11 protein-coding genes and 1 tRNA gene are annotated in these 16,055 nt (G+C 41.9%); 2 read left to right on the top strand and 10 right to left on the bottom strand.

The annotated features are described in order from the left end of the window. Window positions 1-716 (top strand): peroxiredoxin family protein (locus QM629_RS08205; RefSeq protein ID WP_415159039.1); only part of this gene is annotated, 716 nt, incomplete at its 5' end. Window positions 717-782: 66 nt separating this feature from the next. On the opposite strand, the gene QM629_RS08210 is transcribed toward QM629_RS08205, so the two are convergent. The 7 genes from QM629_RS08210 to QM629_RS08240 all read right to left on the bottom strand — a co-directional run bounded on the left by QM629_RS08210 (window position 783) and on the right by QM629_RS08240 (window position 11,584). After that, window positions 783-1,670, bottom strand: coding sequence for a cupin-like domain-containing protein (locus tag QM629_RS08210; RefSeq protein WP_415159041.1), 888 nt, complete (start codon window positions 1,668-1,670; stop codon window positions 783-785). A 52-nt stretch (window positions 1,671-1,722) separates the two neighbouring features. Beyond that, window positions 1,723-2,754, bottom strand: a complete 1,032-nt coding sequence (locus QM629_RS08215; RefSeq protein ID WP_415159043.1) for an LLM class flavin-dependent oxidoreductase — start codon at window positions 2,752-2,754, stop codon at window positions 1,723-1,725. Between the two features lie 79 nt (window positions 2,755-2,833). Next, window positions 2,834-3,814 (bottom strand): ATP-grasp domain-containing protein, encoded by a 981-nt coding sequence (locus QM629_RS08220; RefSeq protein WP_415159045.1) that lies wholly within the window; start codon window positions 3,812-3,814, stop codon window positions 2,834-2,836. A gap of 36 nt (window positions 3,815-3,850) precedes the next feature. After that, window positions 3,851-3,922 (bottom strand) — tRNA-Cys (locus QM629_RS08225). A gap of 171 nt (window positions 3,923-4,093) precedes the next feature. Further along, window positions 4,094-6,799 (bottom strand): M14 family zinc carboxypeptidase, encoded by a 2,706-nt coding sequence (locus QM629_RS08230; protein ID WP_415159047.1) that lies wholly within the window; start codon window positions 6,797-6,799, stop codon window positions 4,094-4,096. A gap of 374 nt (window positions 6,800-7,173) precedes the next feature. Further along, window positions 7,174-8,502 (bottom strand): RagB/SusD family nutrient uptake outer membrane protein, encoded by a 1,329-nt coding sequence (locus tag QM629_RS08235; RefSeq protein WP_415159049.1) that lies wholly within the window; start codon window positions 8,500-8,502, stop codon window positions 7,174-7,176. Between the two features lie 19 nt (window positions 8,503-8,521). After that, window positions 8,522-11,584 carry a SusC/RagA family TonB-linked outer membrane protein gene (locus tag QM629_RS08240; protein ID WP_415159051.1) on the bottom strand — a complete coding sequence of 1,021 codons (3,063 nt, stop codon included), beginning with the start codon at window positions 11,582-11,584 and terminating at the stop codon, window positions 8,522-8,524. A 263-nt stretch (window positions 11,585-11,847) separates the two neighbouring features. Here QM629_RS08240 and QM629_RS08245 point away from each other — a divergent pair, with 263 nt between their 5' ends. After that, window positions 11,848-12,006, top strand: a complete 159-nt coding sequence (locus tag QM629_RS08245) for a hypothetical protein (RefSeq protein ID WP_415159053.1) — start codon at window positions 11,848-11,850, stop codon at window positions 12,004-12,006. A gap of 134 nt (window positions 12,007-12,140) precedes the next feature. Here the strand turns inward: QM629_RS08245 and QM629_RS08250 are convergent, their stop codons facing one another. From QM629_RS08250 to QM629_RS08260, 3 genes are read right to left on the bottom strand one after another with little or no spacing between them, the layout of a single operon-like run. Continuing rightward, a complete protein-coding gene (locus tag QM629_RS08250) occupies window positions 12,141-12,623 on the bottom strand; it encodes a YcxB family protein (protein WP_415159055.1) in 483 nt (160 codons plus the stop codon). A 15-nt stretch (window positions 12,624-12,638) separates the two neighbouring features. Next, window positions 12,639-14,252 carry a hypothetical protein gene (locus QM629_RS08255; protein WP_415159057.1) on the bottom strand — a complete coding sequence of 538 codons (1,614 nt, stop codon included), beginning with the start codon at window positions 14,250-14,252 and terminating at the stop codon, window positions 12,639-12,641. A 28-nt stretch (window positions 14,253-14,280) separates the two neighbouring features. Continuing rightward, complete coding sequence (locus QM629_RS08260) at window positions 14,281-15,864, bottom strand: hypothetical protein (RefSeq protein WP_415159059.1); 1,584 nt, start codon at window positions 15,862-15,864, stop codon at window positions 14,281-14,283. Window positions 15,865-16,055: the final 191 nt, after the last annotated feature.

The following is a 16,055-nucleotide window of genomic DNA, read 5'->3' on the forward strand; positions in this document are numbered from 1 at the left end:
CAACCGGCGATAACAGGTATCTGGAAGGGATTGTTTCGGGCGACTCTTTATGGCTTTCTGGTTTTGATGGCATACATTCCTTATTATATACGGCGAAGATTAATGGCACAAACCTTACAGGAACCTTGTATAGCGGTGAAAAAGCAAAAGCTTCTTTTACTGCAGCATTAGATAGTAATGCTGCGCTGCCAGATGCTGCAGCCATGTACGTTAAAAATGGGGAAGCAGGATATCTTGATTTTACTTTCAAAGACCTGGATGGTAATAAGGTTTCCATCAAAGATGAACGGTTTAAAAACAAGGTTGTTGTGATAGATATTATGGGCTCATGGTGCCCGAATTGTATGGATGAAACGGCTTTCCTCAGCGATTATTACAAAAAGAATAAAGACCGCGGGGTTGAAGTGATAAGCCTTGCTTACGAATTAACAACAGACTTTGACCGCTCAAAAAACAGCCTTTTAAAATTCAGGAACAGGTTTAATGTTACTTACCCTATTCTTATCACCGGCGTTAGTGTGGCAGACACATTGAAAACAGAAAAAACACTGCCCCAGTTAACGGAAATAGGCATGTTTCCCACCACGATCATTTTAGATAAAACAGGAAAGGTAAGCAAGATAGATACAGGATTTCAGGGTCCTGCAACAGGCGAATATTACACAAAGTATATAGAAGAATTTGCAGCGTATATCAACAGGCTTTTAGCTGAATGAAGGGATTAATATTTCGCGACGCTGACGCGCACCGCTTTTTTCTCATTATATAATGGGGTTTTCGTTTTATTGAGAAAAAATTCTTTTAGCCGATATGGCTTGTATTTCTTTGTTAGCCCGTTTATGTGCAAGCGCCAGCTTGTAACTGAACCAGCGGTCTTTAAATATGCTGCGCATAATGTTATCAAATTTGCGCGTAACGACAATATTGGAGAACCCGGCAAGTTTATTCAGCAAACCAGCGGGAAATATTCTGTGACTGACAGAATAGCCACCGGTAGTATATTGAATATAATGCCAGTAACATGCCGGTATAAAAACCGTATCGCCTTTTTGTAAAGTACATTTCAAGCCGGAGAGATACTTTACGCCGGGGTATTTTTGAGCTTCGGGTTTTTGAAGATTAACCAGCCCGTGAAAATTAAAAGGTATCCGGTAAAGCCAGACAGATTGTTCGGGTGCAAACAACCATACTTCTTTCTCTCCCTCCAGTTGGGTAAGCAATACATGCGACATATCTATGTCGTAATGATATCGTACACTTGAACCGGCACCTCCAAAAAACAGGTAGGGCAGCCATTTTACAATACGTCCGTCTGTAAGGTCATTGATTATTATATCCTGTTTCATATCAGGCATTTGCTGCAAAAGATTAAAAAGAAACAGGCGAAGTTCTGTCGGCCCCGTAGTAATCATGTCCAGGTAATCCGAAAAACTGCAACTGCCTACAGGGAGAGAAGAAACATGATCGTTAAATTCATTTTCCTTTCCATATAGCTTTACCTGCAAGTGGCCTGCTTTTTCTTTCAAATATTCAATATTCCATTTCGTCATGGCAGGACAAAAGGGATCAATGAAATTTCGAACCACAACGGGTTGTTGTGTTAACAGGTATTCTTTTATAAATCTTTTGCTGTCTATTGTTGCCTCGACGGGAAGTTGCCTTAATTGCATACGGCTTATTTTATCCGGAGATTGATTAACTGCAATGCTCAGCCTGTATTATTTATGCGTGCATTTCCGGTTGTATAATGTACGCTGAGAATCTTTCCATTTCTTCTAATTGCGGGCTGCTTTGCAGTAAAAACAAATCCACGCCTGTGGAAGCAAACTGTTCAATACGGTCCTGCACCTGCCAGGGCGTTCCGGTTAACCCGGCCCTAAGGCCTCTGTTGGACACTGAATAATCCTGCAAAGAAACCTGCTGCTCGAGTTGCGTTCCCGACAGCCATTGCTGATAATTTTTATAACCTGAACTGCCTTCTTTCACATTGGTTATTCTTTCAATTTCATTCCTTACTTCCCTTTCCGTATTGCGGATAATACTATATGCTGCCACCCCGTAAATAAGCGGGGGCAATCCTTTTCTTTCACGCCGCTGTTTCATATCAGCAATTCTCTTACCGATTACTTCGGGAGCGTCTCCATGCATTACATAACCATCGCAGGCAGAAGAGATAAGTTCTTTTGCAGCTTCCGATTCACCGCCGGCATATATTTTCGGGCGCGGTTTGGATAGTGGCTTCGGTTGTAACACGTTTTCATTTACTTTATAATAGCTTCCTTCAAAACTGTAATAATCTTTCTTCCAAACATTATCTATTACATTCAGCCATTCCGCCGTTCTCGCATAGCGGTTATCATGTTGTTCAAAAGCTATTCCGTACTTTTCAGCCTCATCTTTCCACCAGGAAGAAACAACATTCAAAGACAGGCGCCCATTGCTTATGTGATCGATATTTGCAGCTTGTTTTGCAAGCAATGCAGGGTTGTGAAAAGTTGGCCTTACAGCTACCATCAATTCTATTTTTTGTGTAATGGCTGCCAGGGCCGCTGCGGTTGACCATGCATCCAGCGAAGGCGCATTTTCGCCCTTAATATCATTTAAAAATAATTCAGCAATCAGCGAAAGATCATAACCCAGTTTTTCACTGCGTAAGGCAAGCCGCTTTGTGTACTGCCAGGTGGCTTCCATTTGTTCATCTTCAACATTGCGCAGCCAGCCGCCAAAAACCGGCATCCAGTAACCGTATAGCATGTTCTTAAGTATATTTTTTATGAATAAAAAGCCATTTCCAGGCATACATTTATCAGCATAAAATATTACTGTTATTATTTCAGTTTAAAAGAAGTGCTTCCTGGGTAGATTTTTTTTCAAGAATGCCTTCAATAAAATCAGCCAGTTTTTCATGTGGATTAAAACCTATAACATTTACTGCATCTGCCACAAAATTTGAAAGTGCATTTATATCATAATAGTAAGTTTCATTATCCCGTTCATCTATTATATATTCAATGCCGCCAACATCAATACTGCTTTGCTGAACGATGGTTTCTATGTTTTTAATTACTTCCGCCGAAGGCGTGAAGGCTTCTACTTTTAACCCGTTTTTAGGCGCATCTAACGCGTAGGCATTGCGCACGAGCTCATGGCCTGTTGAGGTTTGGCAAATATCTGCTGGACATAAATTGAAACTTTCGCCTGTGAAGTAAACCCTTATGCCATAGAGGTATTTGCCGCCCAGTGTTTCCACCCGTGTTATATAACCGCCTTTTGCCGGAATAAATTCCTGTACAAGAGCCGTGTGATCTATCCCAAAATCTACCTGGTTGTTTTTTACAGCCTGCCTTACTTCATCAATAGAATTAAATTTTTCTATGCCTGCGCCGCTGCCGCCAATATTTGCTTTAATAACGATAGGAAAACGAAGGCCTTCAATAGCAGCTTCTATTTGAGAAACATGGTTCGCTATCCTTGTTTTAGGATATTTTATCCCCAGGCGCTCCAGCAGCAGCAATTGCAAAGCTTTTGAAATTTCATAGGTAAAAGCCTTGTAGCCGTTAATTACCTTTATCCCCCTGTATTCCAAATACTTTAAATAATTAAGCGTATAAAAAGTGCCCTGTATGCCATCCCGTAAATATGCCGACGGGCTCATGCGGTTAAAGAACAAGTCAAACTCCGGTTTGGGAGCATCCACGGCAAACTGGTGCTGTGTTGGGTTAAAAGTTATATATGCAATGCCTCTTTTTTCAAGCATTGCAAACAAAGGCTTAAACCAATCAGGATGCTCATACAATATAGCTATCGGCTTCATTTAATATAATATTTGATATTTTAAAATTAATTTCAGAGGCCTGGGAGCGGAATCGAACCGCTGTAAAGGGTTTTGCAGACCCCAGCCTAGCCACTCGGCCACCCGGCCTTATTTCAAGTTAATCCATTTATTATTATACGCAACTCATATAACTGAATTTATTCTTTTTCAGAGGCCGGAAGCGGAATCGAACCGCTATGAAAGGTTTCGCAGACCTGAGCCATCCGGCCTTATAAAACCGGCTATATTAATGCATAGCCGGTTTATTAATACCATAAGCTATTGCTGGCCTCCAAAACGGCCGACATCATTAGGCAAAAACAATGCATTTAAGAACAGGCGGCTTGTGCCCAGCCAATAGCCGCGATAAGTTGGGTCATCTGCAAAAAGCACCACATTACCTCTGCCACTATTGGCAGAAATAATGGCGGCCGAGTTAGCCACACTTGAAATACTTACTTTAGGTGCATAACCATTTACAAAGGGCTTATCAGTGTATTGGGCAACTGTGGCATACCTGTTCTTACTGGGCCATAATATGGTTGAGCCATTTTTATTGATGAATAGTTTTCTTGAAGTTATGCCGTAAGCCAGCGGGTTGGTTGTGTCAAGGTCGCTTACGAAAACCGCACCATTTATTCTTTTCGCGCCTTCAACTTCTTCTTTACGGGCAAAATCCTGCCTTGTCTCAGCACTTTGCTGCTTGTCTGCATTTTGCCCTGAAGCGGGGGCCGCAGCAGTATCTTCCCGGCCGCTTTGCTGCCTGTTCCGAAAGGCGGCATTTTGTTGGGAAGATGCTTGTTGCGTTGATGGCTGCAACTCTCCACCCCTCCCTGCAAACGCGGCGGCTTTTAATGTTTCATCTACTATTTTTTGCTGAATAGCCCATGCGCTGGCCGTTTGAAATGTAATAAGCGTACCGCCATCGTTTACCCACGTCTTTAGCTTTTCAACCGTTTCTTTATCAAAAGCATTGTAACTGCCTCCCGGTAAAACGATAACATTATACCTGTTTAACGAGGCACGTTGAAAACTTGAAAGGTCTAATTTGGTGGCAGGCAGGTTTAATTGCTGACTTAATAAAAACCATACCTGGCCTGCTTCGGAAGAAGTAATGCCCTGGCCAAATGCTATTGCCACCTTAGGCTTGCGCACGGTAACTATATTGCTGCTTCCCAAATCAATTCCTTCAATATTATAGCCCGTGGCCACGGTTGTAAAATTAATGTGCGCACTGGCTGTTACTTCCTGTAAAGCTTTATACAGCGAATCGGCTGAAATGCTTTGCCCGGCTACCGGCACTACCAGTGTGCCATATCCGTAAGGCCTTTTCCCAGCCGCCGTATTTATTGCAAAAGGTTTATTGGCAATTTTTACAAGAATATTTTTATCAAGCAGGCTGTACAACGCCCTGGTGGCATTATAATCTGTATAGCTTGCTATATAAGCGTAGTTGGAAAGGCCGCCTTCTACTGTGCCTTCAGCAACTGACGCCGCTGTAACTTCATTGCCTTTTGCAAAAGCGCCTGTTATTTTGCCAAACTTCAAACCATAAGCTTCAATAACGTTCCAGGCTGTATTATCGTAATAAATGCTGTCGTCAAGGATATTATCTTCAAATAAAGAATGAACAATAAGATAATTGGGCTGCGCTGAAGGAACAATATAGGCTTTGCCCTTTGTAAACGTTGTTGCGCCCACAGTAAGGTTACCGTTCAGTTCATACACCTGCACGTGGTGCTGTAATAAAAGTGACAGGAAATTCTGCGTAAGGGTTACATCGCTGCTGTCTCCAAACACGAATGCTTTTGTTACATCTTTCCGGCCTTCATTAAGCGCATATTTGAAGAAATCTTTTTGCGCTTTGAAGAAGTTAGCTTTTTCTGCAACAGCACCACGGATAGTGCTGAAACTGGTGGTGAGATGATTGCGTATGGTAAACTGAAAAGTGAGCAGGCCATTGCTTGATTCCTGCTGAATGCCCCTTGAACTTGCCTGTTCATAAGTTGCCGCAATTGCTCCGTAAAATTTGGGATAGGTAGAACCATAAATAGGCGAAAGGTTATCGTAACCTTCTTTGGTAAAATATAAAGATCCTATGCCGTCTAATGCCTGTGCATTATATTTTGAAAGCGCGATTACTTCATCATACAAAAATTTCGGGATAACCGGGCTATAGTGCCTGGCAGGTGATGGCTCAAAATAATACGTTGCATTTGCGCCTTGCTCATGAAAATCTATTTGCACATTAGGATACCATTGATGAAAAAATTCTATCCTGTTCCTGCTTTCAACCTGTACCAAACTCAGCCAGTCACGGTTAAGATCGGTAAAGTAATGGTTTGTTCTTCCGGCAGGCCATTGTTCCACATGTTCTTTATCCAGCGGGTCAGCCACTGGCGGCTCGCTGTGGTAAGCGTTAAACCAGTTCGCAGCCCTGTCACGGCCATCAGGATTAAGCGAAGGATCAATGAAGATAACGGCTTCCTTTAGCCATCTGAGCGTTTCAGCATCCTGGCTGGCTGCAAGATAATAACCTGCCAGCAGGCTTGCTTCGGTGCTTGAAGTTTCATTGCCATGTACGCCGTAGCCCAGCAATATAACTATGGGCGAACTGTTGCCAAGCACCGGTTTGGAAGGATCAACCTGGTTAAGATGTTCCTGCCGTATTTGTTCAAGCCGGTTATAATTTTCCGGCGATGTAACAGTAGCAATAATTTGCTCCCTGTTTTCATTGGTTTTACCAATTACCTGCACATGCACCCGGTTGCTAACCGCTGCAAGTTGTTTGAAGTAGGCAACTACTTCATCATGCCGCGTAAAAAACGAACCAATGGGATAGCCCAGAAACTGTTCCGGCGTTGGGATACTGTTATCAAGATTTTTTGCATTGGGAAAATAATAGCTGTTTTGGGCATTTACATGTTGTGCCCAGAAGAATATCAGCAGCGGGAATAATTTAATTACTGTATGTTTTGTTTTCATTGCAAAGCTTATTTTTAATTTTTTGAAAAGTGTATCAGTAAGTAAACCCAGGCATTGCAGCCTGAGATTCTGTGAGAACGGTACGTAACAGTCTCCCGTTATACCGCTCCGATTTTCCAACCGTTGGCTTCGAGTTCAATAGTTCCCAATGTGCAAACATTTTGGGTCTGCGCACTGAGATCTGATGAAGATCTGACGGTCTTCATACCTCCTGTTCGAAGTTTCTTGTGTTTTCGTCTTGCCCATGCTTCGAGCTTTACATTTAAAATGTGCATAAACTCTTTCATTTTACCGATGGGCCTGCTATCATCATCTACATAGCATAAATAATAAATTCTAAGAACTAATTTGAAATCATCATTTATTCGTGACGCTCAATATCCGGGATTTTGGGTAACATCAGGGTCAGACTGCACATCGGATAAAGGAATGGGAAACAACCAGTAATCCTCATTGGTTATACCCAATACTTCACCCGCCCGTTCTGTGCGTACCAAGTCAAACCAGCGGTGCGCTTCAAAAGCAAATTCAACACTGTTTTCATCTTCTATGGCTTTAAGAACAGCAGCCTGTGTTGTTGCTGTTGACGGTGCAACATCGGCACGGGCACGAATGGTATTTAAATCGCTTAAAGCGCCTTCCAGTTTATTCTGCTGTGCACGGGCCTCTGCTCTTATTAAATACAGTTCGGCAATGCGTATTACATATAACGGATCGGTGCTGGATGAAACGGTGTTATAGAGCACGCCATATACATTGCTGCCGCTGCCTGCTATCAGGCTGTTGCGTGTGCCGCCGATGGATGCATCATTTAATTTGGCAACAATTGAATCGGAAGGCTTTAACGTATATTGCCCGCCATAAGAACTGGGGTACCACAAGTTCCAGTAACTGTTTTTATCATTTGATGAAAAAGTTAATTCAAAAACAGATTCATCACTTAAGAAAGGGGAGGTAAAAAATGTATTATATGGTTTTACCAAAGTATATTTGGTATTGGCTATTACCTCTGATGCATAGCTTTCTGCATCGGCCCATTGCTCCCTGTACAAAGCCAGCCTTGCCAGCAAAGCAATCGCCGTGCTTTTTTGGGCACGGTCTCTGGTAGATGCATCGTCTGCCAGCAGGCTTTCGGCCTGTTTTAAGTCGGCTTCCACCTGGTCGTAGGTTTCATCCAGCGTGCTTCTTTTAATGCCTGTCAGGGCGGTTAAATCAGTTGTCGGTTGCAATTGCAGTTGCACACCACCCCAGCCCCTGGCCAAATCGAAATAGCCTAAGGCTCTTATAAAATAAGCCTCGCCGACTATCGTATTCTTGTCGTCGTCTGATAGTGAAGGATCGCTTACATCTGGTACATAAGCAATAATGCTGTTGGCTGAATTGATAGCCTGATAAATTCCCTCATACACGGCAACCGTAATTACATTGTCTGTAGGAATGGCATTTTGGTCTAATTGCAGGTATTGGCTTAAAGTACCGTTGAAAACAACATTGTCTGCCGGCATGGTGCCCAGTGTTGTATAATTGGCGTAATAATTCTGCACCTTATCGTAAGCCCCTGTGATGGCCGCATTTGCAGTGCCGGCGTCAACAATTGCATCTTCTGATGCAATGGAGTTATTAGGTTTTTCATCAAGATATTTTTTGCAGGAAGCCATGCTGATGGCTGCCGTCAAAACACCGTATATGTATATTCGTTTCATAATTATTTTGATTTAAAAATTAAAAGGTCACATTCACTCCCACCTGAAATGTCTTGGCCTGCGGAACAGTTGCCCAATCGTAACCGGTAGTGCTCTGGCTGGAGCTTTGTGAATTTACTTCGGGGTCAAGGCCGCCGTAGTTAGTGAATGTAACCAAGTTAGTTGCCTGAACATATATACGCACTTTTGTAAAAACGCTTCTACCTTCTTTAAACGGCAGGGAATAACCCAGCGAAATATTTTTTAACCTGATAAAAGAGCCGTCTTCCAGGTAGCGTGAACTCAGGCTGGCTACATTGCCGCCGTAATTATTTGCGGCTCCGCCATTTTCATCCGCATCACCTGAATAAGTGGTTAGGTGGGGTATATCAGTTACATCGCCTGCTTTCTGCCAGCGCTTAAGCTGCCTTGGCACAAAACCTATATTTGCCTGTGTGCCGCCATGAACAAGAAAGAAGTCGTTCATGTTCATAATCTTGTTGCCCTGCTGGAAATAGAAGAAGAAATTAAAATCAAAATTTTTGTACGTGAGCGTGTTGGTTAATCCACCTGAATAATGCGGCAGGGCATTGCCCACAATATGGCGGTCTGCCGAAGTAATTTTACCGTCTTGATTTATATCTTCATAAACAGCATTACCGGTTTGTGAATCCACATATAATTGTTTATACAGGTAAAAAGAATTTACTGCATATCCCTTGCTGAGTATGGAAATATTTCTGCCGGAAGCGCCCTGTGTTATATCAGAAGAAAGTTTCTCAATACGGTTTTTGTTCCAGGAAATATTAAAATCCGTTGACCAATTGAAATCCTTCGTGTTAATGTTCTCAGAATGAACAGATAATTCAAATCCTTTATTGCGTACTGCGCCATAGTTCTGTAAATAGCTGGTAAACCCTGAACGGGAGGGTACAGGAACGTCGAGGAGCAAATTGTACGTGTATTTGTTATAATAATCAAAGCTTACCGTTAACTTGTTTTTCAGTATGGCAAACTCTGTTCCCACATCCAATTGCCGGGTAGTTTCCCAGGTTAAATCAGGATTGGCCAGTTGTGAAGGAGCGGTACCTGCTTCTTCAAGATAATTGGTGCCGGAAGACCAGAGCCCTAATGCGGCGTAAGCGCCAATGCCGTTTTGATTGCCGGACAAACCGATGCTTCCCCTGAATTTTAAATCATCAAAAATATGCAGGTCTTTTATAAAAGATTCCTGGCCCGCACGCCATGCAATACCGCCGGAAGGAAAATAACCCCATTGTTTGTTTTTGCCGAATTTGGAAGAACCATCTGCACGAATGCTGGCATCTACAATGTATTTGCCATCATAAGCATAGCTTGCTTTTCCGAAAAATGACACCAGCTTTGCGGTGGAAGAAGATGCAGAACCCGACGTGGTGGCTGCAGAGCTGATAGAAGTAATATTATTGGTTGCAAAGCCCGTTCCGCTGGCGCTTACTGACTGCGTTTTTACCGTGTTTAAAGTATTGCCCACCAGCGCATTAATATTATTCTTATTTCCCTCGCCAAAATTTTTTATATAAGTAAGCACCTGCTCATTTGTATAAACCGTATTCTGGTCATTGGATGCTGAGGCTGACCCGTTTGTTGAAATGCCCGCGCTGATATTGGTGTTGCTGTAATTATTTTCCGTCTCGCCTATATTATCAATGCTCCAACTGCTTCTTAACTTTAAAGCGGGCGTAAATGAATACTCGGCAAATAAGTTTCCGATGGTTCTCCATTCAACGCTTTTGTCATTAAGGTTTTTGATTAAAGCAATGTGATTGTCAAAGCTGCCATACCGTGCATAAGTACCGTCGTCATTATAAATAGGCTGGTAAGAAGGCACAAACAATGCGGAATTAATAACGCCTTTCGGATTGTTATCGCTGCCGCTTAATTTTCTATCCGAACGGGAAATATTGATGCTTGTACCCACCTTTAGTTTAGCGGTTATATTGTTATCATAATTTAACCTGGCAGAATACCGGACATAATTGGAAGGCTTCACAACAGACTGTTGATTAAGATAACCTAAAGCAACATAATAATCGCTGGATGCCGCTCCTCCCTGTGCAGACAGGTTGTAATTTTCAGATAAGGCAGTTCGGAAAATATCGCTTATCCTGTCATAGGTGGGCTGCGATTCAGGGTCGGCAATAAGACCGGAAAGATTAGTAGTGTCTTGCCCATTATCCAAAGCTGTATTAATTTTTGCTTCATTTTTAAGCAATGCTGTTTCCGGCCCGTTGGTTACCACAAATTTTTTTACAGCGGTTGAAAAACCATGCCAGGCATCAAAATTTATTTGGGCCGGTGCATTGTCCCTGCCGCGTTTTGTGGTTATAATTACAACACCGTTGGCACCTAACGAACCGTAAATGGCAGTGGCGTTGGCATCTTTTAATACGGTTATGCTTTCAATATCGCTTGCATTAATTGTTGCAAGAGGGTTAGAGCCTGACTGATTACCAAAAGTGGATACGGGGTCTGTATTGCTGAGGAAAACTCCATCTACAATATATAACGGCTCTACAGAAGCATTGATGGAATTATTGCCCCTTATCCTGAAAGTAATGCCGCCGCCGGGAACGCCATTGTTTGCTATAACCTGCACGCCGGCAGCCTTGCCTTGCAAAAGCTGGTTAAAGCCCGCTGCCGTTTGGTTTTGCACAACGTTGCCGCTAACGCTGGTAATTGAACTGGCAACATACCTGCGTTGTTGTGTGCTGTACCCTGTAATAATTACATCATTTAGCTGGCCGGCACTTTCTTTCAAAAATATTTTAACCGGGCTGCCATCCACTTCAAGCTCCCGGCTTATATATCCGGCATAACTAATAACCAGTGTATAAGGGAATTTCTGGCCTGTTTTAAAATTAAATGTTCCGTTTTTATCTGTAATAACATTATGCTTGGTGCCTTTAATGTTAACCACTGCCCCTTGTAAAGGAGCTTGTGTTGCACTGTCTATTATAACACCATCTAAAAGTGAATTGATTTGAGAATTGACCTGTGCGTATAAATGGGCAATGGAAGAAAAACTTAACCATACAGTTAGTATAAGTGAAAATTTTTTCATTAATTTTATATTGATATGAAATAATAAGGCAGCTCTTCCGGTTTATCCGGGAGTTATTCTGTGATGAGAATTCTTATGTTTTGTATTACGGCCGGGACAGCTTCCAACAGTCCCGGCTTTTTTGTGCGTATTATTTATATGCCCTTAAAGGGCAAAGCCGCCGCTTTAATTTATTCAAGTGTATATGGTTTTTAACTTTATAATGAATTTATTTGAACCAAGCAATCAGGACTGCCAAACTGCAGTCTTTAAAATTTTTACCTGTGGCAACAACAGAAGAAGCAAACTGTACGCATTCGAAAAATTTTCATGATTATCTTTCAATTATATGTGTAAACGATGCTAAAGACAAGAATGCAATATTAGAAGATTTTTTAATTCCTACCAAACAAGTAGGAATTAGGTTTGATTTTTTTTTTTAGCGACGGCCTATAAACATCAGTATTCAAAATACCCGGCGTGATGCAGTTGCAAAGGGAAGGCTTAATTTTTTTTATTGCACGTTATCCCCATGCTCTTACAGGAATTTATGATGGCCTGATAAAATTGCCAGTATTTATCCTGAAGATTTATTGATGTTATCTTTTAATAAGGAACGGACACTTGAAACATCTTCAATCGGAAGGCCATTTTTTGGAACGAGAAAAAAAGACTTGGGCGAAAAATACAAGTGAAAGAAGTAAGGCGTTTCAAAATAATTCATAAACCTGCTCCATTCCCATTCCACCCTGCCTTTATCGTCTTCCAATGCTATGTACGCCGGCTGAAAATAAATGGTGAACCGCTCCCTGAAAGTAGGCGAACGTTTATATACAAAGCCCGGCATTAAATACCAGAAAGAAACCAGGAAGAAGAACCAGATAAAAGCGCCCAGTAAAAATGGCTGCGGGTGTATTTTCCCTAAAAAATACAATATTCCCGAAATAATGTCGAAAAGCAGGATAACAACAAACAATATTTTTATTTCAGGCTGCGCGATAAAATGATAGCGCAGCGCCTGGAGCACCCTTTTTTTATCGTAAGAAAAATTAAAATGCATTAGCTGTAACAGTAATTAGAAATCATGGTAAAGATTGTAAAGACTGGTTTTAATACCAAAAGAAAAATATAATTCAGACTGGCTTACAATAGAAGACTTCCTGCTGCGGTAAGCAATGCTTGCCTGAACGCCCAGCCTGTTTGCCGGATTTATAATATATCCCGCAATAAGCTGGTTATAGGAATATTTTGTTTTTATGCCCTGGCCGGTTTTGGTGCCATATTCAGGTATGCCTTCTTCACCGCCCCACAAGTCTTCACCATTGTTATAGGAAACGCCCCGGTTTTCGCCACGCACTGCATATAAATTTTCAAGCGAGCCGTACCAGCGCTTACTGGCATAGTTAAACAGCGAAATAACCTCGTTGTAATTGGCGGCAAGCGGTGTGGTAAGCGACTGGTAAAAATGCGTGTAATTTAAGCTGATGTTATCGCCCACGCCATGGCCGTAAACATAAGGCCTTACACTGTTCCATTCAAAGCGGTGCGATAAGCCCTGCACATTAAAAATATCCTTATTCCATATACCTAACTGAAAAGCATATTTATTGCCATAGAACTGGGAATGTGCATCCAGCGATTTTTTTAAATAAATATCATCCAAAGCCGCCTGGCCATACACAAACCCTTTTTTATAGATCTTATATTTTGCATTGAAGCCAACCATTGCATTATCCGGAGAGCCTAAAGTAAATTCAACCGGGCGCATAAAAATGATGGGGTTAAGGTATTGCACATCAAATCCCCTGTGGAAATTGGTGTCCTTTGCAAGCCAGGTAACCTCATCAAACAAACCTACCTGCAGTTTTTTTGTATTAAAGCCAAGGTAATGTATGGTGCTGTATTTAGGCTGCGGCTTTCCATCCACCTCATACCAGAAATTATTGGTATAATGATTATATAAAACATTGTAAGTAAGCTTCCATAACCGCGCCTGCAAACGCACATAAGGATAGTTGTTCGCATTGTCGGAAAGCAGCAAACTCCGGTACCCATCGCCGATAAAATTTTTGCCATAACCCCCGGCTATTAAAAGGTATTTATTGGGCGTATAAGTTATATTGAAATTAAAATTCGTATAAGCAAACCGGTTTCCCTTTACCAGTTTGGCTGAATTTTCTCCCGGGATGATGTACCTGCCGGATGCGGTATTGAGCCGGTTATATTTTGCAAGAATGATGCTGTCTAAATATGCCGGATATTCATTCAGATTGGTAATTATCCCAAGGTTGAGCGACAGTTTTTTATGGAATGCAGCCTGCATATTTACACCGGCGGAAAAATTTTCGAGCACGCCTCCTTTTTCATTTGATTTACCCAGGCCGGCATCCAGATACGGGTCGAGCGTAAATACACTGTTTTTGCCAGCAGCTCTTACCATGTTTGTATGCAGCAAATCTCCTTTTAAAGCTGAGCCAAGGCCAAAAACACTGTCCTGCAGGGTTGATTTATGTATAATATTTAACTGGTCAAGCTCCAGCCAGTTCTGAGACCTGAAGCCGGTAAAAACGGCAGAGTCTGCATCAATCAATAATTCACTTAGCCTGTTTTGAACGTTTTGATCCAAAGGTATTTGCTGTGCATGCAATATGCTGCCGGTGCTTACAAAAGCAAGAGCGCATATTGACAAATACCGTAGTTTTTTCAAAGCATTGTATTTAAAAATCATAAATAAGCTTGCGGAAAGTAAAACGAACGCCAAAATAAAAATACAGGTCTTTGTAATCCTTTAAGCTATTGGTTTCCTTCCTGTAAACTGCGCCGGTCTCCAATCTCAGGTTCGTTTTTTTGTTTAAAATATAGGCCAGCCTTACATCGCCATAAAAAAGTTTTGTATGCAAACCCTGGCCGGTTTTAGCCTCATCGGTTACCGTATGCGTATAAAGCTGTTTAAATATATCGCGGCCATAATTAGCTGAGGTGGAAGAGTCATTGCCATAACGGGCAACGATGGTTTCAAGCCTTGCCCACCATCTTTTATACGTGTAATCGGCTACCAGCAGCCCTTCTTTAAAATTAGCGCCCAGCGGGTGAGCCAGTGTTTGGTTATTGTGAACGTATGCAGTTGTAATGGTGTCAGAAGCATAGCTGTATGGGCGCACTGTATTAAACTCAAGCTGCGCATTCAGCCCATCCACTTTCAGCAGGTTACCTGCACGAACGCCCACCTGAAAGCCATTTCTTTTTTCCCAGCCGGCGCTGCCGCTTTTATCAAGCATAAACTGGCCGTAAGCCGTAACAGCCGGCGCGATTGCATACTTTACATTCAGGCCGTAAATATCATTATTCTTTAAGCCGGAAGGAGATTTGGATGCATGTGCAAAAATGATGGGGCTCAAATGTGTGAGGCCGAACCTGGTTTCGCGTTCCGCATTTTCCATGGAAGAAATTACTGCGTTAAAAATGCCGATGTTTAAGTTCCTGGTGGCATGCCAGTCAAGCAAATAAGTTTGTCCCCATTTTCGTGGGTAGCCGGCTGCATAAATGCTGCCATCCCTGTCGGCCATATATTCCGAATACATTACAGTATATTCAAAATCGCCAAAGGTTAATGCCGTTTTGAAATACGGGTAGCTGGTATTATAATCACTGAGCAGTAAAGAGCGGTAGCCATCTCCTATAAAATTTGTTCCATATCCAAGGTCAAACAAAAAATGCCGATTGGGTGTATAAATGAGCCTTGCTGATGAATAACTGAAATCAAATCCTTTATTTTTAAATCCTTTATAGCGGTTTTCAAAAGGCACTACACGGTATTTTCTTATGAAGCTGTCAACATAGCCGGGAAAACTGGCCTGGTTTTCATACAGCTCGGTTTGAAAATAAAATTTATTGCCCACATTTCCATTTAATGCAAAACCCCTTGTGTTGGTATAAATAAAGCCGGATTTATCAGAACTGGTTACCGAAGTGGGTATTTTACGCTGTGTTGCGCCTGCAAATTCATCAAAGACCGCATCGCCGAAAATATTAAAATCAGGCTGCTGCACCTGTAACAAATGCTCTTCAAAAAATTTACGGTACAACCAGGTGCGATTGCTTTTCTGGTATATTGAATCTGTATAAAGCACCGGCTTCCATGCCGTATGCGCAAAACTGTCAGTATTATACAAAACAGATTGCTGATTGAAATTATTGGTAACAAGCAAAACGGGCGCCTGGGCGGTTGCGTTTAAAACCAATACAAGCAAAAAGAAGCAGCATATTAATGACAGTTTGTTAGCATTTTGTTTATCACTCATTCAGAAGGCTGGTTTACTGAGGGGATAAAAGTACTTATAAAAATAATAAATATTTAAACGGTGTTACAATGGGCATGCCGGAGGGCAGCCTTATACCGGATTTGTTTACCGAACAAGTCAGGCAATATTATCGTCACCGGCAAACACTGGTGAAAAATGCAGCCAGCTATATCAGCAAGATGCAAAAAGCG

Source organism: Parafilimonas sp., from assembly GCF_047606085.1.
Taxonomy (GTDB): domain Bacteria; phylum Bacteroidota; class Bacteroidia; order Chitinophagales; family Chitinophagaceae; genus Parafilimonas.

Coding starts and splice junctions, on each gene's coding strand:
- QM629_RS08210 (WP_415159041.1), bottom strand. CDS start 1,670: ATGCAATTAAGGCAACTTCCCGTCGAGGCAACAATAGACAGCAAAAGA.
- QM629_RS08215 (WP_415159043.1), bottom strand. CDS start 2,754: ATGCTATACGGTTACTGGATGCCGGTTTTTGGCGGCTGGCTGCGCAAT.
- QM629_RS08220 (WP_415159045.1), bottom strand. CDS start 3,814: ATGAAGCCGATAGCTATATTGTATGAGCATCCTGATTGGTTTAAGCCT.
- QM629_RS08230 (WP_415159047.1), bottom strand. CDS start 6,799: ATGAAAACAAAACATACAGTAATTAAATTATTCCCGCTGCTGATATTC.
- QM629_RS08235 (WP_415159049.1), bottom strand. CDS start 8,502: ATGAAACGAATATACATATACGGTGTTTTGACGGCAGCCATCAGCATG.
- QM629_RS08240 (WP_415159051.1), bottom strand. CDS start 11,584: ATGAAAAAATTTTCACTTATACTAACTGTATGGTTAAGTTTTTCTTCC.
- QM629_RS08250 (WP_415159055.1), bottom strand. CDS start 12,623: ATGCATTTTAATTTTTCTTACGATAAAAAAAGGGTGCTCCAGGCGCTG.
- QM629_RS08260 (WP_415159059.1), bottom strand. CDS start 15,864: ATGAGTGATAAACAAAATGCTAACAAACTGTCATTAATATGCTGCTTC.